The sequence below is a fragment of the Methylobacterium sp. 092160098-2 genome (assembly GCF_028920805.1).
Lineage (GTDB): Bacteria > Pseudomonadota > Alphaproteobacteria > Rhizobiales > Beijerinckiaceae > Methylobacterium > Methylobacterium fujisawaense.
In genome coordinates this window covers 3914834-3933566 of record NZ_JAQPZJ010000001.1, presented here as the reverse complement: position 1 = coordinate 3933566, position 18733 = coordinate 3914834, and the positions used below count along the sequence as shown (strand labels likewise).

18 protein-coding genes are annotated in these 18733 nt (G+C 69.3%); 6 read left to right on the top strand and 12 right to left on the bottom strand.

Features of this window, described 5'->3' with window-relative positions; all coding sequences use genetic code 11:
• Positions 1 to 7 precede the first annotated feature (7 nt).
• Entirely contained in the window at positions 8 to 1255 is a 1248-nt protein-coding gene (locus tag PQI07_RS18450) for a deoxyguanosinetriphosphate triphosphohydrolase (RefSeq protein ID WP_053610696.1), read from the bottom strand.
• 153 nt (positions 1256 to 1408) lie between these two features.
• On the opposite strand from PQI07_RS18450, the gene PQI07_RS18445 reads away from it, so the two are divergent.
• From PQI07_RS18445 to PQI07_RS18435, 3 genes are all read left to right on the top strand, one after another.
• Complete coding sequence (locus tag PQI07_RS18445; protein ID WP_043349135.1) at positions 1409 to 1735, top strand: HesB/IscA family protein; 327 nt, start codon at positions 1409 to 1411, stop codon at positions 1733 to 1735.
• Positions 1736 to 1880: 145 nt separating this feature from the next.
• Positions 1881 to 3803: an aq_1923 C-terminal domain gene (locus tag PQI07_RS18440; RefSeq protein WP_274927146.1), complete on the top strand. Its 1923-nt coding sequence runs from the start codon at positions 1881 to 1883 to the stop codon at positions 3801 to 3803.
• 59 nt (positions 3804 to 3862) lie between these two features.
• Positions 3863 to 3988, top strand: coding sequence for a hypothetical protein (locus PQI07_RS18435; protein WP_274927145.1), 126 nt, complete (start codon positions 3863 to 3865; stop codon positions 3986 to 3988).
• A 162-nt stretch (positions 3989 to 4150) separates the two neighbouring features.
• On the opposite strand, the gene PQI07_RS18430 is transcribed toward PQI07_RS18435, so the two are convergent.
• The 3 genes from PQI07_RS18430 to PQI07_RS18420 are packed head-to-tail and all read right to left on the bottom strand — an operon-like array spanning position 4151 to position 6635.
• On the bottom strand, positions 4151 to 4885 hold the full coding sequence (locus PQI07_RS18430) for an ABC transporter ATP-binding protein (RefSeq protein ID WP_053610698.1): 735 nt from the start codon (positions 4883 to 4885) through the stop codon (positions 4151 to 4153).
• Positions 4866 to 5603 carry an ABC transporter permease gene (locus PQI07_RS18425; RefSeq protein WP_043349142.1) on the bottom strand — a complete coding sequence of 246 codons (738 nt, stop codon included), beginning with the start codon at positions 5601 to 5603 and terminating at the stop codon, positions 4866 to 4868. The genes PQI07_RS18430 and PQI07_RS18425 overlap by 20 nt, the downstream gene beginning before the upstream one ends.
• Positions 5604 to 5654: 51 nt before the next feature.
• Positions 5655 to 6635, bottom strand: coding sequence for an ABC transporter substrate-binding protein (locus PQI07_RS18420; protein ID WP_274927144.1), 981 nt, complete (start codon positions 6633 to 6635; stop codon positions 5655 to 5657).
• A 187-nt stretch (positions 6636 to 6822) separates the two neighbouring features.
• Here PQI07_RS18420 and PQI07_RS18415 point away from each other — a divergent pair, with 187 nt between their 5' ends.
• A complete protein-coding gene (locus tag PQI07_RS18415; protein ID WP_274927143.1) occupies positions 6823 to 7200 on the top strand; it encodes a 4a-hydroxytetrahydrobiopterin dehydratase in 378 nt (125 codons plus the stop codon).
• A 16-nt stretch (positions 7201 to 7216) separates the two neighbouring features.
• On the opposite strand, the gene PQI07_RS18410 is transcribed toward PQI07_RS18415, so the two are convergent.
• The 4 genes from PQI07_RS18410 to PQI07_RS18395 form a co-directional block, all read right to left on the bottom strand.
• Positions 7217 to 7438 carry a hypothetical protein gene (locus PQI07_RS18410; RefSeq protein WP_043380797.1) on the bottom strand — a complete coding sequence of 74 codons (222 nt, stop codon included), beginning with the start codon at positions 7436 to 7438 and terminating at the stop codon, positions 7217 to 7219.
• A 180-nt stretch (positions 7439 to 7618) separates the two neighbouring features.
• Entirely contained in the window at positions 7619 to 10684 is a 3066-nt protein-coding gene (locus PQI07_RS18405; protein WP_274927142.1) for an efflux RND transporter permease subunit, read from the bottom strand.
• A 22-nt stretch (positions 10685 to 10706) separates the two neighbouring features.
• Entirely contained in the window at positions 10707 to 11810 is a 1104-nt protein-coding gene (locus PQI07_RS18400; RefSeq protein ID WP_043349154.1) for an efflux RND transporter periplasmic adaptor subunit, read from the bottom strand.
• On the bottom strand, positions 11807 to 12910 hold the full coding sequence (locus PQI07_RS18395; RefSeq protein ID WP_043380805.1) for an efflux RND transporter periplasmic adaptor subunit: 1104 nt from the start codon (positions 12908 to 12910) through the stop codon (positions 11807 to 11809). Before PQI07_RS18395 ends, PQI07_RS18400 begins: the two co-directional genes overlap by 4 nt.
• Positions 12911 to 13007: 97 nt before the next feature.
• On the opposite strand from PQI07_RS18395, the gene PQI07_RS18390 reads away from it, so the two are divergent.
• Positions 13008 to 13571, top strand: a complete 564-nt coding sequence (locus tag PQI07_RS18390; RefSeq protein ID WP_043351415.1) for a TetR/AcrR family transcriptional regulator — start codon at positions 13008 to 13010, stop codon at positions 13569 to 13571.
• 10 nt (positions 13572 to 13581) lie between these two features.
• Here the strand turns inward: PQI07_RS18390 and PQI07_RS18385 are convergent, their stop codons facing one another.
• Genes PQI07_RS18385 through PQI07_RS18375 form a run of 3 tightly spaced genes read right to left on the bottom strand, consistent with a single transcriptional unit; the run spans position 13582 to position 16979 of the window.
• Entirely contained in the window at positions 13582 to 14646 is a 1065-nt protein-coding gene (locus PQI07_RS18385) for a sensor histidine kinase (RefSeq protein WP_051975973.1), read from the bottom strand.
• Entirely contained in the window at positions 14643 to 15056 is a 414-nt protein-coding gene (locus PQI07_RS18380; protein WP_043351430.1) for a response regulator, read from the bottom strand. Before PQI07_RS18380 ends, PQI07_RS18385 begins: the two co-directional genes overlap by 4 nt.
• Positions 15057 to 15092: 36 nt before the next feature.
• Entirely contained in the window at positions 15093 to 16979 is a 1887-nt protein-coding gene (locus PQI07_RS18375) for an MHYT domain-containing protein (protein WP_274927141.1), read from the bottom strand.
• 431 nt (positions 16980 to 17410) lie between these two features.
• On the opposite strand from PQI07_RS18375, the gene PQI07_RS18370 reads away from it, so the two are divergent.
• A complete protein-coding gene (locus tag PQI07_RS18370; RefSeq protein WP_274927140.1) occupies positions 17411 to 18169 on the top strand; it encodes a hypothetical protein in 759 nt (252 codons plus the stop codon).
• A 5-nt stretch (positions 18170 to 18174) separates the two neighbouring features.
• Here PQI07_RS18370 and PQI07_RS18365 read toward each other — a convergent pair whose 3' ends face one another.
• Positions 18175 to 18453, bottom strand: coding sequence for a hypothetical protein (locus tag PQI07_RS18365; RefSeq protein WP_043380811.1), 279 nt, complete (start codon positions 18451 to 18453; stop codon positions 18175 to 18177).
• Positions 18454 to 18733 lie beyond the last annotated feature (280 nt).

Sequence of the window (18733 nt, the reverse complement as noted above, 5' to 3'; positions counted from 1 at the left end):
CGGGCCTTCAGGGCTCGGCGAGGGGCAGGCCCCGGCTGGGCAATTCCCAGTGCAGGTCCGGCGTCGTCGCGTAGAGCTTGCGATGCGCCAGGACCGCATAGGTGTCGGTCATTCCGGCGATGTAGTCGGCGACCCGGCGGGCGACCCGTGCATCGCTGGCCTCCTCGAGACCGGCGCTCCACTCCTCCGGCATCCGGGACGGCGCCGCGGTGAACGCGGCGAACAGGTCGTTGACGATGGCGTCGGCCTTCTTCCGCACCGCCACCACGCCGGGATGCCGGTACATGCGGTCCCACAGGAAGCGCATGATATCGGCATCGGCCGCCGCAATCTCCGGCGAGAAGACGATGACCGCCTGATCCGCATTCCGGATGTCCTCGACGCGGCGCGGATCCAGTTCGGCGATGCGGCGTCCGCCCTCGCGGATCACGTCCTCGACGAAGCGGGTGATCACCCGCCGGGCGAGTTCGTGGATCATGCGCGAGGGCTCCAGGCCCGGATGCAGCCGGTCGATCTCGTCGAGCAGCCCGGCCAGGAACGGGACCGCGCGCAGCTCCGGGATCTCGAACAGGCCGGCCCGCAGCCCGTCGTCGAGGTCGTGGGCGGCATAGGCGATGTCGTCGGCGAGGGAGGCCGCCTGGGCCTCGGGGCCGGCCTGGCTCCACAGGTCGAGGGGGTTCAGCGCATCGTATTCCAGGATCGCCGCCGGGATGCCGCGCGCGGCGTAGCGGGGCGTCGGCTGGCCGTCGGCCGTCAGCAGCGGGCCGTTGTGCTTGACGAGGCCCTCCAGGGTCTCCCAGGCGAGGTTCAGCCCGTCGAAGCCGGCGTAGCGCCGCTCCAGCCGCGTGACGATCCGCAGGGCCTGGGCGTTGTGGTCGAACCCGCCGTAGCGGGCCATGCAGGCGTCGAGGGCGTCCTCGCCGGTATGGCCGAAACAGGTGTGGCCGAGGTCGTGGCTGAGGGCCAGCGCCTCCGCAAGATCCTCGTCAAGCCCGAGGGCGCGGGCGAGCGCCCGGCCGATCTGGCTGACCTCGAGGGTGTGGGTGAGGCGGGTGCGGTAATGGTCGCCCTCGTGATGCACGAAGACCTGCGTCTTGTGCTTCAGCCGCCGGAACGCCGTCGAGTGGATGATCCGGTCCCGGTCCCGCTGGAAGTCGCTGCGGGTCGGCGAACCGGCCTCGGGGATCAGGCGTCCCCGGGTGCGGGCCGGATCGGTGGCGTAAGCCGCGCGCCAGCGCTCACCGTTGCGTCGCACGGCATCCGCTCGCAAACTCACGCACCCTGCTCATGACGGCTCCTCGCCCGGCGCGTTGCGGCGCGGGCTTGCGCCTCATATCTTGTGGGCCGGGACGCCCTCGGCAACAGGCGGGGTGCGCCGTCCACCGAACGATTGCGTGGCCAGAGACTGATGGCTGATATCACCCTGACCGCCCGCGCGGCCAAGCGCATCAACGAGATCATGGGGGCTGAGCCGGCCGGCTCGTCGCTGCGGATCAGCGTCAATGGCGGCGGCTGCTCGGGCTTCTCGTATGCCTTCGACATCGCCCGCACCCGTGAGGCGCAGGACGTCGCGATCGAGCGCGACGGCGCCACCGTCATCGTCGACCCCATCTCGATGGAGTACATGAACGGCTCCACGATCGACTTCGTGAACGATCTGATCGGCCAGTCCTTTAAGATCGAGAACCCGCTTGCCACCGCCTCCTGCGGCTGCGGCACCTCCTTCTCGTTGTAGCGACCCGCCCGGCGCATCCGCGCCGTTGCGTCCATACGACACCGGTGCCGGCACGGTCGCCCGGGCCGGCATGCCTGATTGCCTCGCCTCAAAAAACCCGGCACGGCTAGGGAATTCCCGCGCGAGCCCTGGTCCGGATGCAGCCATGAACCACCCGAAGGCCCGCCTCCGCCTCCGGTCGGCCTGGGCGATAACCGGTATGCTCGTCCTCCTCGGCCTCGCCCCCGCGCCACTCGCCGCGCAGGAGGGCGCCGCCGCCGTCCAGGACGTGACGGTCACCGACGTGGTCATCCCGCTCGGCGGCACGCTGCTGAAGGCCCCGAAGCTCACGGCGAGCGGCACGCGCCTCTCCAAGGAGGATCTCGCCGCGATCCTGCGGCCCGATTCCAACGTGCCCTGGGAGCAGCGGCTCGCCCGGCTTGATGCGGGCAGCCTCACCGTCCCGGTCCTCACCTCCGAGAATGCGGGTCCCGGCGACAACCGGCAGACCGTCACCTACCGCGATGTGGTCGCCCGCGACATCCGCGCCGGCCGTGTCGGGGAACTGACGGCGGCCGGCGCCACAGTCAGCTCCGTCGCCGGGCCGAACCGCGGTTCCGGAACCTACGGGCAGGTGCGCGCCACGGATCTGGATCTGGCGGCCCTCAGCCGGCTGTACACGGTTCCGGGCGACGGCAAGGGACCGGTCCAACGGGTCTACGGCACCATCCAGGTCTCCGACGTGACCTATTCCGACGCGCGCGGCACGACCGTGAAGATCGCACGCCTCGACGGGCGTGATCTCGGCGGCCGGCAGATCCCCGACGGCTGGAGCGGCGCCTTCGCGATCGTGGCCGGCGGTTTCGATGGCTCCAGCGACCGGCGTCCCCTGGCCGCCGCGGCGGCTGATCTCATCGCCGCCACCGCCGTCGGCAGCCTGGAGATGCAGGGCCTCAGCGTCAGCGACTCCGATCCGAAGGGGCCGGTTCTGTTCGAGATCGGCCGGGCCGCCTACACCTCCGCCGGGTCGGAGGGCAGCACCGTCCTGGACAACCTGGCGCTGTCGCGCGGCAGCCTGCGTGTCCATGTCGGTCGCCTCGCCGTCCTCGGGACCTCGCTGGTGCCGACCGTCGCGGCCCTCCAGGGGATCGCCGCCGAGCCGACGGCCGGGCCCGGCTTCTCCGATATCGAGATGCGCCGCCTGACGCCCAAGCTCGGCAATCTGACCCTGAGCGACCTGTCGATCGAGCTGCCGCCCGAGGGCGAACCCGAGCGGGCGCCGCCGCGTGATGGTCGGGCTCCGGCCCGCGGCGGCCTCTTCGACTCTGGCCGGGCGGGGCCTGGCAGGCCGGCAGATCCGAGGACGGGCGACACCGCCGCCGACCCCCTCGCCCTGTCGGTATCGCCCCGGCCTGTCCGCCGGATCGCCCTGCGCGAGGCCACACTCGCTCTGGGGGCGCCGAATGACGGCGTGCCCAGCGCGACCCGCCTCAGTCTCTCCGGCCTCAACCTGCCGGCGGATCTCGTGGCGGGCGCGCCGATCATCGGCATGCTGCCGGTTTACGGTTACCGGGATCTCGACCTCGACCTCGTGGCCGACGCCACTTTGGATGAGAAGGCCCGCGACCTTGCCCTGCGCGAGGTGACGGTGTCGGGTCGCGACATCGGCACCGTCCGGCTATCCGGCACGCTGGGCGGTATCGGGCCCGAGCTCTTCTCCGGCACCCTGCCGGCCGCGACGATGGTGATGTTTTCGGGAAGCGCCAAGGCCCTCGACCTGACGGTGGAGAACGCGGGCCTGTTCGAGCGCTTCCTGGCCGCGCAATCGAAGGATCTCAGCCTCAAGCCGGACGAGCTGCGCAAGGAGTACGTCACCGCCAGCCTGCTCGGCGTGCCGATCATCCTGGGCAACAGCGCGGCCGCCAAGGGCATCGGCGCCGCCATGGGCCAGTTCGTGATGAAGCCCGGCAAGCTTGTGGTGCACGCGAAGTCCAAAGAGCCCGCCGGGATCGGTTTCATCGATCTCGGCGCGGCGCGCTCGCCGGCGGCCGTGCTCGACCGGCTGGACGTCGAGGCGAAGGCGAACTGAGGCGACCGTGACCGGTCTCCGGGCTGTCGCAGCCGGACGACCGGCCTTGAGGAAGCCCCATGCGCGCGTTCCGTCTCGCGAAGGCTGCGCTCGCCGCCGCCCAGGCGCTGACCTGCATGCCGGTCGAGTATGGCAACGTCGCAGACGTTGCCGCCGCGCGATCTGGCCTGCGGCCGGTCGGGTAGATTCCCGTCTCGCCGATCGGGCTTGGCTCTCGAACTGGACCGAGCCGAGACAGCCCAAGGCTGAAAGCTGTCGCGCCGGCTGTCGGAGCGTTCGTCGTCGACCGCGGAACGGCCTGCGTCGAACGTCGCTGCTCAAGCGATCACGCGGGCCCGTTGCGGAGGTTACAGCGCGATGATCTCCGGATGCTGCGCTGCGAGGTTCGCCCGGGTCGCCTCGGCCCAGGCGCGGTCGCGTTCCCGGCGCGGTCGATCGAGGGACACGGCGGCGATGAGACCCGCCGGGCGCCGGGAGACCAGCAGCAGACGGTCGGCGATCCCGATCGCCTCGGCGACGTTGTGGGTCACCATCAGGACGCTCATGCCGGACCGATCCACCGTATCCACCACGAGGCCGCGCAGCTCGGCGGCGGCGGCATCGTCGAGGGACACGAAGGGCTCGTCGAGGACCAGCACCCGCGGCCCGTCGGCCAGGGCCCGCGCCAGTGCCACGCGGCGTTGCATCCCCAGGGAGAGCGCCTTCGGATAGCTGGCCCGCCATGCCGTCAGGCCGAGCTGCGCGAACAAGCCGTCAAGGTCGAGCCCGCGCCGCGCCCGAGGGAGCCCGAGGCGGACATTGTGCTCGACGCTGCGCCAGGGGAGCAGCCGCGGCTCCTGGAATACGATACCGGCCCGCTCCGCCCCGGAGACGCGTCCCTCGAACGCGGTATCGAGGCCGAGCAGGATCCGCAGCGTCGTGGTCTTTCCGGCGCCCGACGGCCCGATCAGGCAGACGATTTCCCCGGCTGCCACCTCGAATTCGAGGTTGCGAACCGCCTCGACCGGTTCGGCATCGCGCGGCCGATACCATTTCGACGCGATCGCGACCTGAAGAACGGGCTCAGCGCCAGCGACGGACATAGGCTTCGAGCCGCTGCAGCAGGAGGACGTCGATGCCGATCATCACGGCCATGAAGACGAGGCTGTAGCCGATGATGGCCGCCACGTCGGTGCTCTGGACGAAGTAATAGTTGATCGCGAAGCCGACTCCGTCGGGACGACCGAGCAGTTCCACCACCAGCACGATCTTCCAGGCGAGGGAGAGGCCGGACCGCGCCGCCGTGACGATGTAGGGCTGGAGCTGCGGGATCAGGAGGTCGCGGGCCCAGGTAAGCCGGTCGAGCCGATAGGCGCGGGCCATCTCGTCGAGGCCGGGATCGAGATTACGGGCCCCTTCCCGGACAATCACCGCGACATTCGGGAGCTTGTTGAGGACCACCGCCAGGATCGCCGCGGTCTCGGTGAGCCCGACCCAGACATAGGCCAGTACGGTGATCACCAGGGCCGGCGTGTTGAGGAGGACGAGAAGCGGCGTGTCGAGCGTGAGATCGGTGACCTTCGAGCGTCCGAGCGCGACGCCGAGGACGACGCCGAGAAGCATCGCCACCGTGAATGAGATCGCTACGCGGAGCAGCGTCATGCCGACATTGTGTGCGAGGTCGCCGCGCTCCGCCTCCTGAACGATGAAGCGCAGCACCGCCAGCGGCGCCGGCAGCAGGCGCGATCCCGCCTCGAGTGCAGCCAACTGCCAGGCTGCAAGGAGCACGACCAAAGACGCGATGCGGGTCAGCACGCCCAGGCGATCCCGATTGTCTGGACCGCTGCAACGGTGGCCCGCTGGGCCGGCGCATCACCCATTGCGACCGGTGTAGTACAGGTCGGGAGGCAGTGCGTCGCCCTTTCCGACGAGGCGCGCTCCGCCGAGCCGCGCCATCACGGTGTAGAGTTTCTCGGCATCGGCGCGCTCCTCCGCCACGGGGCGCCGCGGGATGCCGGCGAGGAAGTTGCGCTTGAGCGCCTCGAAGGTCGCATCGTCCTCGGCCGCCATCAGCGGGCGCACGATCTGCCACGCGGTCGGATCCGAGGCCAGGATGTCCTTGGCCGCCCGCGACGCCCGCGCGAAGGCCGCCACGGAAGCGGGCTTCTCCTTCACGGTGGTGTCCTGGAACAGGTAGCCGATCAGCGCCACGTCACCGGGGACGCCGAGGGCGTGCATGATGTCCTCGGCACCGACCAGTTGGCGAAACCCCTTCGCCTGAAGGCGGGCGCAGTAGGTCCAGTAGGTGAGCGCTGCGTCGAGGGCGCCCTGCTCCAGCTTCAGCGTGATCAGCGGGGGCGCGCCGTAGGCGATCTCGGCTTCGCGCTCCAGGTCGATTCCGGCCGCGTCCTTCGCCTGCGCCCGGAGCAGCAGCCAGTTCTTGTCCAGGGGACCGCCGGCCACCCCGAGGCGCTTGCCGGCGAGATCCTTGAGGCTCTTCACCGCGCTCCCGGCCGGTACCATCACGCCGCCCTCGGAGGTCGAGTACGGGATGAAGCGCACCGCCTGCCCGTCATTGCCGAGGCGGGCGGCCCAGAGCAGGTCGCCGATGATCGTATCGACCTGTCCTCCGATGAAGCTGATGCGGGCCGCGTCGTTGCCGGCGAGCTTCACGGCATCGAGCTGAAAGCCGTTGTCGGTGTCGAGGCCGCGGGCCTTGATCACCGCAGCCTCCCAGGTCGACGTCCCGAAGGGCAGACTCCCGAGACGGATGGTCGGCACGTCCGCGCGCGCCGCCCGCAGGCCGAGGCCGCCCAGCAGGCCGCCGGCGAGCATCGCGCGCCGTGACAGCATCACGCCTTCTCCCATCGTATTACGCAGTCTTCGACGGCGGTAGACTGACGTGCCGCATGAACGGGACGCCATTGGAAAAAGGTCATAGGGCTCACACCGGTTTCCGTCCACCGTGCGGAACACGCTTGCGCGCAACCGGCTGCGGCGGCACCCTCGACCGAGACGCCATCAGGGGAGACATGCGATCATGACTGAGCGAGGCGAGGGAGTTCTGGACGAGGCGACCGTGGAGGCGCGGCTGAAGGCCGAACTGCCCGCCTGGCGCCTGGAGGATGGCTGGATCCGCCGCACCTACAAGACGGCCGGCTGGAAGGGCACGCTGATGGTGATCAACACCGTGGGTCACCTCGCCGAAGCAGCCTGGCATCATCCCGACATCACGGCGTCCTATGCCTGGGTCGAGGTCCGGCTGATGAACCACGCCGCCAAAGGCATCACCGAGAAGGACTTCGCCCTCGCCCGGAAAATCGAGGAGGTCGTGTCCTGGCAGCCGGCCCTGGAGGGACAGGGCCTCGAAGGGACGCCCGCGGATCCGCGCTTCGCCTACATCAAGTACGACAAGTAGCCGCGCGGCGCGGGCGTCACTGCGGGTCCTTCACGCGGCGGCACTCGGTCTTGAGGTAGGCGGTCTTGCCGATCTCGTCGCGGCGCTCGGTGCGGGCGATGATTTCCTGCCAGCCGGTGGCGCATCCGAGCTCGTTGGCAACTCGGACCTTGCGGACCTCAAGGGCCTGGGCGTCCGTGCAGGCATCCTGTGCCAGGCCGTTGGCGCAGACCAATACGACGGCGATGAAGGCGTTCATGGATGGGGCGGTCCTCGTTCTCGCCGCACCCTACGCGCCAAGCGACCGCAAGGTTTCCGATGACGGGCCGCGGCCCGCGATCAAGCTTTCGTCACGGTCGGCCCGCCCTGAGGGGGCGGAGGGGCGGGCCGACCGTTTCTCGCAGCACCCGCGGGCGCTGCGATCGCGTGAGCCGGGCGATCAACCGGCGTGGGCCGCCGGACGGGCGCCCGCATCCGGGCGGATGCGGTAGCAGCCGATGTAGAGGGCCGGCAGGAACAGGAGCGTGAGGAAAGTCGCCGCCAGGATCCCGCCGATCATGGCGAAAGCCATCGGACCCCAGAAGACCTCCCGGGCGATCGGAATCAGGCCCAGACTCGCGGCGGCTGCCGTCAGCAGGATCGGCCGCATGCGGTGGTGGGTCGCCTCGAAGACCGCTTCCCAGGGGGCCATCCCCTCGGCCCGGAACTCCTCGATCTGGCTCACCAGGATGACCGCGTTGCGGATGATGATCCCGATCAGCGCCAGGATGCCCAGGATGGCGACGAAGCCCATCGGCTTGTCGAACAGGAGCAGGGCCGGCACGACGCCGATCAGGCCGAGCGGCGCCACGGTGAAGACGAGGATCATCCGGCCGAAGCTCTGGAGCTGCATCATCAGCAGGAACGCCATGGCGAGCAGCATGACCGGGACGACGGCCGCGATCGGGCCCTGGCCCTTGGCGGATTCCTCAACGGCGCCGCCGGTCTGGACGGTGTAGCCCTCCGGCAGCGCCTTGATGAAGGCGTCGATGCCGGGCTGCAGAGCGGCCACGATGGTGGCCGGCTGGGTCGCGTCGTGGATCGTGGCGCGCACCGTCACGGTCGGCAGACGGTCGCGGCGCCAGACGATCGGCTGCTCGAGATCGTAGCCGATCCGGGCGAAGGCGAGCACGGGGACCACGGTGCCGTTCGCGAGACCGACCTGCAGCGATTGCAGGGTGTCCAGCGAAGACCGCTCCACCGCGCGGGCGCGGCCGACGACGTTGACCAGATAGATCGAGTCCCGGACCTGCGTGATCGCCTGGCCGCCCTCGATCCCGTTGAGGATCCCGGCGACGTCCTGGCTGGTGACGCCGAGCTGACGCGCCTTGTCCTGAAGGATCTCGACCCGCAGCACCTTGCCGGGCTCGTTCCAGTCGAAGGTCGGCACGTCGAGCCGCTTGTCGCCGGCCACCACGTTGGCGAGGTCGAGCGAGAGGCGGCGCACCGTCTCCATGTTCGGGCCGCTGAGGCGGTACTGCACCGGTCGGCCTACGGGCGGTCCGAGGCTCAGGGGCTGCACCAGCACGTCGGTGCCGACGAAGTCGCGCAGGGCGATGGTCTGGAGACGCGCCATCACGCGGTCGCGCACCTCGAGCGACTTCGTGACGATGACGATCTGACCGAAGAAGGCGTTGGCGAGCTGCTGATCGAGGGGCAGGTAGAATCGGACCGCGCCCTGACCGACATAGGACGACCAGCTCGACACGTCCGGATCGCCCTTCAGGTTCGTCTCGAACCGGTCCATCTGCGCCCTGGTCTCGGCGATGGTGGCGTTCTGCGGGAGGGTGAGGTCGACCAGCACCTCGGAGCGGTCCGAGGACGGGAAGAACTGCTGCTGCACATGCCCCATCCCGACGATGGCGGCCGCCATCAGCGCGAGGCAGGCCACCACCGTCGTCCAGTGCCAGCGCATGGCGACGCGCAGGGCCGCCATGAACAGGCGCGTGAAGATGCCGCGCTTCTCCGTGTGGTGCTTCATGGTCTTCGGCAGCAGCGTGACGCCGACGAGCGGGGCGAACAGAACCGCCACGACCCACGATACCAGCAGCGATGCGGCGATCACCACGAACAGCGAGTAGGTGTATTCGCCCGCGCCGGAGCCGTTGAAGCCGATCGGCAGGAAGCCCGCCACGGTCACCAGCGTTCCGGTCAGCATGGGGAACGCCGTCGACGTGTACGCGAAGGTGGCGGCCTTGCGCAGCGTGTCGCCCCGCTCCAGCCGCGCGACCATCATCTCGACGGTGATCATGGCGTCGTCGACCAGCAGGCCCAGCGCGATGATCAGCGCGCCGAGCGAGATGCGCTGCAGGGTCACGTCCATGATCTGCATGACCACGAAGACGATCGCCAGCACGAGGGGGATCGACACCGAGACGACGAGGCCGGCCCGGATGCCCAGGCTCACGAAGCTCACGGCCAGCACGATGACCACGGCCTCGACCAGCGCCTCGGTGAAGCCGCCGACCGCATGCTCGACCTGCTTGGGCTGATCCGAAACGAGGTGGACGCCGACGCCCACCGGCAGCGTCGCCTCGATCCGCCGCATGCGCTCCTTCAGCGCTTCACCGAAATGCAGCAGGTTGGCGCCCGGACGCATCGCGATGGCCAGCCCGATCGCGGGCTTGCCGTCCACCCGGAACAGGGGCGCGGGCGGATCCTCGTAGCCGCGGCTGATCTCGGCGATGTCGGCAAGACGGAAGAAGCGATCGTTCACCCGCAGATTGAAGTCCTGAAGCGAGGCTTCGGAGGCGAAGGAGCCGCTGACCCGCAGCGAAATGCGCTCCGGTCCGGCCTGAACGACCCCGGATGCCGAGACGGCGTTCTGCGCTTGAAGCGCCTTGATCAGGGCCTGGAGATCGATGCCGTAACCGGCGAGCTTCCGGGTCGAGAAGTCGAGATAGATGGTCTCGTCCTGGGTGCCGAGCAGCTGCGTCTTGCCGATATCGGGCACGCGCAGCACATCGGTGCGGATGCTCTCCACGTAGTCGCGCAACTGCCGGTGAGTCAGGCCGTCGGCCGTGAAGGCGTAGACGTTGCCGTAGACGTCGCCGAACTCGTCGTTGAAGAACGGCCCCTGCACACCGTCCGGGAACTGGCCCTTGATATCCCCGAGACGTTTGCGGACCTGGTAGAAGGCGGGCTGGACCTCGCCCTTCTTCAGGGTGTCGCGGAAATTCACGAAGACTGTGGAGGATCCCGGGGTCGTGTAGCTGCGGACGTAGTCGAGGCCGTTGAGCTGCTGGAGTTCCTTCTCGACCCGGTCGGTGACCTGATCGAGGGTATCCTTGATGGTCGCGCCCGGCCAAGTCGTCTGCACGACCATCGTCTTGATGGTGAACGGAGGATCCTCCTCGCGGCCGAGGCGGCCATAGGCCATCACGCCCGCCACGAGCGAGACCAGCATCAGGAACCAGACGAACGAGCGGTGCTCGAGCGCCCAGTCGGAAAGGTTGAAATCCTTCACGCGAAAACCCCGTGCGGCCGGATCAGACGGCGCCGTTGGCCAGGCGCACGGCCTGGCCTTCCTTAAGGACATGGACCCCCGCGACCACGACGCGTTCGCCGGCCTTCAGCCCATCGACGACCGCGATGCGACCGTCCTCCGCGTTGTCCCGCGCCGCCGCTACGGTCACGTCGCGACGCGACACGGACTTCCCGTCGGCGGACACGACCCAGACCGAGCGGCGGCCGCCGTCCTCGAGCAGTGCCGATGCCGGCAGCAGCACGGTGGGCGAGACATTCCGCGTCAGCGACACGTTGATGGTCGCGCCGAGCCGGAAGGCCGGGCCGGGCTGGTCGAGGCTGATCCGGATACGCTTGGAGCGCGTCCCCGATTCGGCGAGCGGCGCGATCTCGCGGACGCGCCCGCGCGCCGTGAGCTCCGGGGCGCTCTGGAGCGCGACGGTGAAGACGCCGTCCGCCGGCAACGCTCCGACATAGACCTCGGGAATGTCGACCACGGCCTCGCGGACGTCCGGCCGCGCCACGGTCACGACACCCTGGCCGGCGGTGAGCACCTGGCCGACCTCGGCGAGGCGCTGGGTCACGACACCGTCGAACTCGGCCTTCAGCTCGGTGTAGCCCATCTGGTCGCGGGCCTTCTGCAGGCTGGACATAGCTTGGTCCACCCGCGCCCGGGCCGTCTCGCGCTTGGCAACCGCTTGGTCGAGCGTGGCCTGGGCGACGCTGTTGCCCGACATCAGGCGCCGGGTCCGCGCCTCGGCGGCCTCGGCGTTCTCGGCCTGCGCCTTCGCATCGGCGAGGTCCGCCTCGGCACGGGTCAGGTCGAAGCGTGTCACGATGGTGTCCAGGGCCGCGAGGCGCTGGCCCCGGGTGACGAGGTCGCCGATCGTCACGTCCCGCGCCACCATGCGGCCGGGAATCTGGAAGCCGAGCTGCGCCTGATAGCGCGGCTCGATCGTGCCGGCGAAGGGCCCGAACATGACGGTGTCGCTCGGCACGACCACCTGCGTGAGCACCGGACGTATCGGGGCCGCTGCCGCGGCTTCGCCGCCCTCCTCGCCGTGCCCGTTGCAGGCCGCCAGCGCTGCCGCGACGAGGCTCAGGGCGAGATACGTGTGCGCCTTCACGGGCGAGCTCCGATCTCGGCGGCCGCGACGGTCTGACCGGGGCGCAGGAACTGGATGCCGGCGACGACCACGCGCTCGCCCGGCTCGACGCCGCGCTTCAGCGCGATGATGTCGGGCCCGAAGCGGTCGATCTCGACGGCGCGGACCGAGACTGTCCGCCGGTCGGGGTCGTAGATCCAGACGGACGGTTGCCCGTCGTAGCGGTACAGCGCCGACCAGGGCAGGATCACCGCTTCATGGGGCGCGAAGCGTCCGCGGCCGACCACGACGGCACCCAGCCCCATCGCGGCCGGAGTCGATTTGAGTCCGATCTTGACCCGGACGGTGCCGCTCGCCGCATCCACCGTCGGCGAGATCTCGCGCACGGTCCCGACCGCGGTGATCGCCGGATCCGACTGGAGCGCGACCGCGATGGTGTCGCCCGCCGGCGGCTGGGCCAGCAGCGATTCGTAGACATTGAAGACCGCATCCCGGGGGCCGTCCTGCGCAATCACGAGAACGGTCTGCCCCGATTGGACCACCTGGCCGACCTCGAAGCTCCGGCTGGTCACGACACCGGCCACGCCGGCGCGCAGTTCCGTATAGGAGAACTGCTCCTGCGCGGTTCCCAAAGCGGCCTTCGCCGAATCGACGGCCGCCTGTGTCGTGCGCAGCTCCTGCTCGGCATTGTCGTAGGTCGAGCGCGTGGTGAAGCCGCCGGCAAGAAGTTGCTTCTGGCGCTCGAAGGACATCTTGGCCTGGGTCAGGAGTGCCTCGGCCGAAGCGAGGGCGGCTTTCGCGTTGTCGAGATTCGCCTGCTGGGTCAGGGGCTCGAGAACGGCGAGGACCTGATTGGCGGTGACGTGATCCCCGACCTCGACCCGCCGCTCGGCCACCTTGCCGTTGGTCCGGAACGAGACGTTGACCTGCGCCTGGGCCTGGATGTCGCCGGTCACCACGACCTCGAGCGCCTGAGGCGTACGGCGTGCCTGCACCACCCGCACGCGCGCCATCGCGGGATCCAGCGCGGCGTCCGGTTCGGCCCGTGCGCACCCGATCGACGCGAGCGCGGTTAACACCAGTACAACGGATGGGGGTGGACGGAAGACGATGCGGCTCATGCGATCGACCGTGTCGGCGCGGCTCGTGCGAAATGCGTGGCGCGTTCCTACGCCATCCGTTACATACCGTCCAGACGGTTTTTAGTGCAGGTCAGCGATGCAGGTGAAGCGACAACGGCTGGCGGCCCGGCCCGAGATCATCCTTGAGGCCGCCGCCGCGGTGCTGCTCAAGGCGGGCGTGCGGGGGTTGACGATCGACGCGGTTGCCGCCGAGGCCGGGCTGAGCAAAGGCGGGGTTCTGCACCATTTTGCGTCGAAGGATGCGTTGGTGGTGGCTCTGGTCGCCCGAAAGCTTGCGGATGTGCGCGAGGAGATCGCGGCATGCGCTGCGGCGATCCCCGCCGGCCCGTCTCAGTTCCCGAAGGCGATGGTGGCGCATGTGCGCGGGCATTATTGCGAGGACAACGAATCCGCGCGCGCCCTCCTGCTGGCCTCGATGGAGTCGCCGGAGGCGCAGAAGGGGTTCCAGGCCTTCGTGGTGGATCAGCTGGATCAGCTCGGTCAGATCGACGGCGCCCGTCCGGGCGAGGGTTCCGTCCTGTTCTTCGCGATCCTCGGCCTGTTCATGAGTCGGGCCCTGGGCTTCCACCAGCTCGGCGAGGACTCGCTCGTGCCGATGCTCGACGCCCTCGATCGAATCGCGAGCCGGACCGACGGCTGAGATTGCGCGATCAGACCTGAAAGGCGAGAACCGCCCGCGTGCCCGGAGATCCGGGGGCATACGACAATGCCGAGCGCAGGTTCGATGCCATCGCACGCACGATCCGTGAGCCGAGTCCGGTCCCGCGGATCTCACCCTCTCCGGTCCAGCCGATTCCATCATCCTCGACAGCGAGCCGCACGGTGTCGGCGGCATCGCACTCGATCGCCACGCGGATCTCGCCCGACGTGCCGACCGGATAGGCGTACTTGTACGCGTTGGTGACGAGTTCGGTTACGACCACGCCCACCGAGACGGCCTTGTCGGTCGAGAGGCGCACGGGCGCCGCCCGGAGCCGGATGGCATGATCCCGCCCGCTCGCCCGCATGGCCGCCTGCAATTCCTCGACGAGGCTCTGCAGGTAGGCGTCGAGCTCCACGGACTCGACGTCGTCCGAGGTGTAGAGGCGCCGATGGATCCCGGCGATCGCCGAGATCCGGGCCTGCATCTCGTCGAGCGCAGCCTTGGCAGCCGAATCCGTGACGGCGTTGCGCTGCATATGCGCAAGGGCCGCGACGAGGGCCAGGGAATTGGCGACGCGATGGTTGACCTCGCGCAGAAGCAGTTCGGCGCGGTCGCGCGCCTCACGCACCTCCGCTTCGGCGCGTTCCTTGTCGCGCCGCAGGCTCTCCTGCCGCAGCGCCGTGGCGACGGCCTCGCCCAGCAGCTCCCGGAACTGCCCCTGAACGTCCTTCCAGACGTAGTCGACCGCGCCGGCCTTCAAGGCCGCGACGGCGACGCGGCTGTCCTCGGAGCCCGTCACGTAGATGACCGGGGGCGCCTCAGGCAGGGCACGGATTTCCGGCAGCAGATCGAGGCCGGTCTGGCCGGGCATGTGATGGTCCAGGGCGACGGCATCGATACCGCCCTGCGCCAGCCGTGCCAGCCCCGCGGCGCCGTCGGGACAGATCTCGACCGCGTAGCCCCGGGCCTCCAGGGCGCGCCGGACCAAGCGACCGAGGCCTGGATCGTCGTCGATGTAGAGGATGCGTGCCGCCGCGGCGGTCCCGTCCCCGCTGACACGCCCGGTGCTCATGGGTTCTGGGGAACCTGCATGACCGAGAAGAACAATCCGAGCTGACGGATCGCGTTCGCGAAGCCGTCATAGCTGACCGGCTTGGTGATGTAGACGTTGGCCCCGAGATCGTAGCAGCGCTGGATCTCGCGGCTGTCATCCGTGGTGGTCAGCACAACCACCGGGGAGCGCCGCGTATGCGGGTTCGCCTTGACCTTCTCCAGGATGTCGAGGCCGGTCATGTCGGGCAGGTTGAGATCGAGCAGGATCAGCAGATGCCGCCGGGCACTCGCCTCGCCGGTGCCGTCCGCGCCGAACAGGTAGTCCAGCGCCGAGGTGCCGTTCCGGAACGGGACGATCTCGTTGTTGACGCCGGCGCGACGGATGTTGCGCTCGATGAGGCGCGCATGCCCCTCGTCATCCTCGATCATCACGATGCTGACAGGATGCACGGGCGGGCTCCACGCTCATTCGGCGGCGATGGGCGCCGGTTCGGGGTCTATCTGGACCGCTGTAGCCGGAGCGCGGGGCAAGGTCACGTCGAACGTCGTGCCGACGCCGAGTTCCGAACGGACCTCGATCCGGCCGCCGAACGAGCGCACCAGGGCTTTGACGTGGGCCAGGCCTATTCCATCGCCCGGGCGATCCTGCAGGCCGGAGCGTCGAAAGAGTTCGAAGACGCGGGCATGATCCCGTGCGGCGATCCCCCGGCCGTTATCGGCGACGGAGAAACAAACCCGACGGTCTCCGACGGCCGTGGCGGTCACGGTCACGCGTCCCGGCCGGCTGGGGTCGAGATACTTCACGGCGTTGTCCAGCAGGTTCCCGAAGACCTGCTCGACGGCCACGCGATCGGCAACGATCGTCGGCAGGTCGGGGGCGATCGTCACGGTGGCGCCCGTGGCCTCCGTCTGGTGCCTCTGGGCGTCCGCCACGTCGCGCAGCAGATTCGTCATGTCGAGGCGCTCGGGGGAAAATTGCCGCCGCCCTTCTCGGGAGAGCTTCAGGATGGCGGCGATCAGCCCTTCCATCCGGTTCACCGCCGCCTTGATGAAGCCGAGCGCCTCGGCGAGATCGCCGTCGAGCCGCTCCGCCTCCGGGTGCCCGCGAAGGGCCGCCTGGATCTCGGTCCGGGTCGCCTCCAGCTCGCTGGTGAACCCCATGACGTTGACGAGCGGCGCGCGCAGGTCATGGCTCACGATATAGGCGTAGCGCTGGATCTCCTCGTTGGACTCGCGCAAGTCGGCTTCGGCCTGCCTCTGTTCGGTGATGTCCGTATGGACGCCGACCCATTCCCGGATCGCGCCGCGTGCATCGAGCACCGGAATGGCGCGGATTGCGAAATGTCGCCATGATCCGTCGCGGGACCGGACCCGGTGTTCGTGGACGTAGGTTTGTCGCGCCCGGACGGTTGCGTTCCAGCTCTCGATGGAGGCCTGCACGTCGTCCGGATGCACCGCGTCGGCCCAGCCGTAGCCCTGGTACTCCGCCCGCGTCTGGCCGGTGATCGCGCTCCAGCCGGGCTGGTCGCCGAGCATCCGGCCTTCGGCATCGTTGGTCCACAGGACGCCACGCACGGCCTGCACCGCGGCTCGAAACCGTGCCTCGCTCGCCAGCAATTCGCGTTGCACCCGCTGCTGGTCCAGGGACGAGGCGAGGATCGCCAGGAACAGGATGAGGAAGGTCGCGCCGGCGACGTAGAGCGCGAGATTCTGCTGGCCCTGCACGCTCGTCATCGCATGGGCGGCGTGGGGGGCGCCTTCATCGACGGTGATCGTCGCGGCGGCCATGCCGGTGTAATGCATGCCGGCCACGGCAACCCCCATGACGCAGGCCGCGACAAGCTTCTGCCAGACGCCGTGCTGGTGAAACGAGAGCCACAAGGCCGCGGTCGCCGCGGTCACGGCGATCGCCACCGAGAGCGCGATTATGGGCCGATTGTAGGAAAGGTCGCCGGGGATCCGAAGCGCCGCCATGCCGGTGTAGTGCATGCCGGCGACCCCCAGACCCATCAGCACGCCCGCCACGAGGATGCTGCCGAGCCCCTCCCCGGTCCGCTCCACCCACAGAAAGCCGGCGCCGGTGGCCGCAACGGCGATCGCGAGGGAGAGGAGGGTCAGGCCGATGTCGTAGGTGGTGGGCATGCCGGTTTCGAAGGCCAACATGCCGACGAAATGCATCGACCAGATGCCGCCGCCCATGGCGAGCGCAGCGCCGGTGATCCACGGCCAGCGGGGGCCCGCCGCGACGGGCCCTCGGATGCGACTGCCCAGATCCAGCGCTGTGTAGGACGCAAAGATGGAGAGGCCGATCGACAGGGCGACGAGCGCCGGATTGTAGCCTGTATGGACCATCGACTGGGATCGACGTGTGGAGCGCGCAGATCGGGATGTATCCTGAGCCCTCGAAGCGCGCCATCGGGAATCGAAGGCCCCGTGGTCTCCCGCAGCCAGGATCGTGAGCGCGGGGCCGACCTGCCGGTCGGCTGCGGGTGGCGCGACGTGGCGGAAGCCCGGGCCTTCCCGTCGCCGCGGCGATCGCGCATTGTCCCGCGCGGCGGCCTTCGGCCTGTCCCGACAGGTTGCGGCAAGCAGGAGGAGCGACGATCCATCGTGGCCCCCGCCCGAGCCGAAGATCCGCCGCCCTGACGCGGGGTCGCGGTGGAGGGGGAGCCCAGATGCGGGCCCGATCCGGGCAACCCGACGGCCGGGCCCCGAACGACCCTGGGCGCCGCCGCCGGCGCGCCCATAGACTGCGTAGAAAAATCCGCGTTCGCCAGACCGCGATGGCCTCATCGGTCGCGCGCGCGCGTTCTAGAGTTCCGTCGATCGCTCATCGCGAATGCAGGTTCATGAACGGACACGCTGCGGCACGACTTCCGGACGACCTGCGCGACGCCCTGGCGCGGACCCTTTACGATCACGACCGGCCGGCGGGCGAGGCGTGCGCGGGCTGGGAGGCCGCGGATTTCGAGATCCGTCACCCGGGTCTGCGCGAGCGCTATCGCCGCTCCGCCGACGCCCTTGCCGACGGCCCGCTCGCCGAATGGCTTCTGAGCCGCCTCGCCGACGAGGAGGAATTGCGGGTGCTGCGTCGGCAGCGGATGTCGCCGGAGCGGGAGCGCGAGCTTCTGGAGGCCAACAACCGTCTTCTCGCGCGCGCTGAAACGGCCGAAGCGGCCCGGGAGGCGGCCGAGGGAGCGTTCGCCACGCTCCGCCGCGAGCGCGACGTCGCCCGGGAGGCGGAGGCGTTCTGGCAGCAATTCGCTTTCGATGCCGACGATCTCGCGACCCGCCGCCTCATCGAGCAGACGGATGCGCGCGCCGAGGCCGAGCGCCGGGCCATCGCGGAACGGTGCCGCAGGGAGCGCGCGGAGGCGGCGTTGCGCCTGTTCGCCGACCGCGCCGACGTGATGCCGAAGGAAGGCTGGGCCTCGGAACTGGCCCAAGCCAATCGCGACATACCGCTCTGGTGGTTTCACGCGGCGCGCGTCGCCCTGGACCCGCCGGATCTCTCCCGGCCAGCCGAAGACGGAGAGGGTTGAGACCCTCAGGCGGCGGCGGACTGCTTGGCGGACTGGTCTCGGAACAGCGCCGTGCATCCGGAACCGCGGTGCATGCTCAGGATCGACGCGCGGTCGATCTCCGGGTGCGACTTGAGCACGTTCTGGACGCAGGCCAGGACACGCTCGTACTGCGCGGCATCGTAGTTCGGCTCGAGCGGACTGACCGCGATGTAGGTCTCCACGACGAGGACGCGCTCGGCGCGGTCTCGGGCGACGTCGACGGCGATCCAGGAGGATTTGATCAGGCTGGTGCTGGCGAGCATGGGCGTTCCTCGTGCAGCGTTGCGACTTTAATCCCGCGGCGGCGGGCCAATTTTGGCGAAATCATGGACCGCCCGGCCGCGAATGCCAAGGGGCGCTCCCACCTGGTCCGAGGCTGCAAGCTGTCTGTTGAGCGCCGCGTCTGGCCGGCTTACGCTTCGTCACGGGCCGCACAGGCCCGATCCACAATCGGCACTCGCATCCGGCGAATGGCATGTGGTATACAAATTCAAGGACTCGTCACCCAGGGTCCGAGTGACGGTGTCGCGACACGACGAGACC

What these genes read in the sequence shown, in the direction of transcription:
- PQI07_RS18445 (WP_043349135.1), top strand. Translation starts at nt 1,409, where the DNA reads ATGGCTGATATCACCCTGACCGCCCGCGCGGCCAAGCGCATCAACGAG.
- PQI07_RS18440 (WP_274927146.1), top strand. Translation starts at nt 1,881, where the DNA reads ATGAACCACCCGAAGGCCCGCCTCCGCCTCCGGTCGGCCTGGGCGATA.
- PQI07_RS18435 (WP_274927145.1), top strand. Translation starts at nt 3,863, where the DNA reads ATGCGCGCGTTCCGTCTCGCGAAGGCTGCGCTCGCCGCCGCCCAGGCG.
- PQI07_RS18430 (WP_053610698.1), bottom strand. Translation starts at nt 4,885, where the DNA reads ATGTCCGTCGCTGGCGCTGAGCCCGTTCTTCAGGTCGCGATCGCGTCG.
- PQI07_RS18420 (WP_274927144.1), bottom strand. Translation starts at nt 6,635, where the DNA reads ATGCTGTCACGGCGCGCGATGCTCGCCGGCGGCCTGCTGGGCGGCCTC.
- PQI07_RS18415 (WP_274927143.1), top strand. Translation starts at nt 6,823, where the DNA reads ATGACTGAGCGAGGCGAGGGAGTTCTGGACGAGGCGACCGTGGAGGCG.
- PQI07_RS18410 (WP_043380797.1), bottom strand. Translation starts at nt 7,438, where the DNA reads ATGAACGCCTTCATCGCCGTCGTATTGGTCTGCGCCAACGGCCTGGCA.
- PQI07_RS18395 (WP_043380805.1), bottom strand. Translation starts at nt 12,910, where the DNA reads ATGAGCCGCATCGTCTTCCGTCCACCCCCATCCGTTGTACTGGTGTTA.
- PQI07_RS18390 (WP_043351415.1), top strand. Translation starts at nt 13,008, where the DNA reads ATGCAGGTGAAGCGACAACGGCTGGCGGCCCGGCCCGAGATCATCCTT.
- PQI07_RS18385 (WP_051975973.1), bottom strand. Translation starts at nt 14,646, where the DNA reads ATGAGCACCGGGCGTGTCAGCGGGGACGGGACCGCCGCGGCGGCACGC.
- PQI07_RS18380 (WP_043351430.1), bottom strand. Translation starts at nt 15,056, where the DNA reads ATGATCGAGGATGACGAGGGGCATGCGCGCCTCATCGAGCGCAACATC.
- PQI07_RS18375 (WP_274927141.1), bottom strand. Translation starts at nt 16,979, where the DNA reads ATGGTCCATACAGGCTACAATCCGGCGCTCGTCGCCCTGTCGATCGGC.
- PQI07_RS18370 (WP_274927140.1), top strand. Translation starts at nt 17,411, where the DNA reads ATGGCCTCATCGGTCGCGCGCGCGCGTTCTAGAGTTCCGTCGATCGCT.
- PQI07_RS18365 (WP_043380811.1), bottom strand. Translation starts at nt 18,453, where the DNA reads ATGCTCGCCAGCACCAGCCTGATCAAATCCTCCTGGATCGCCGTCGAC.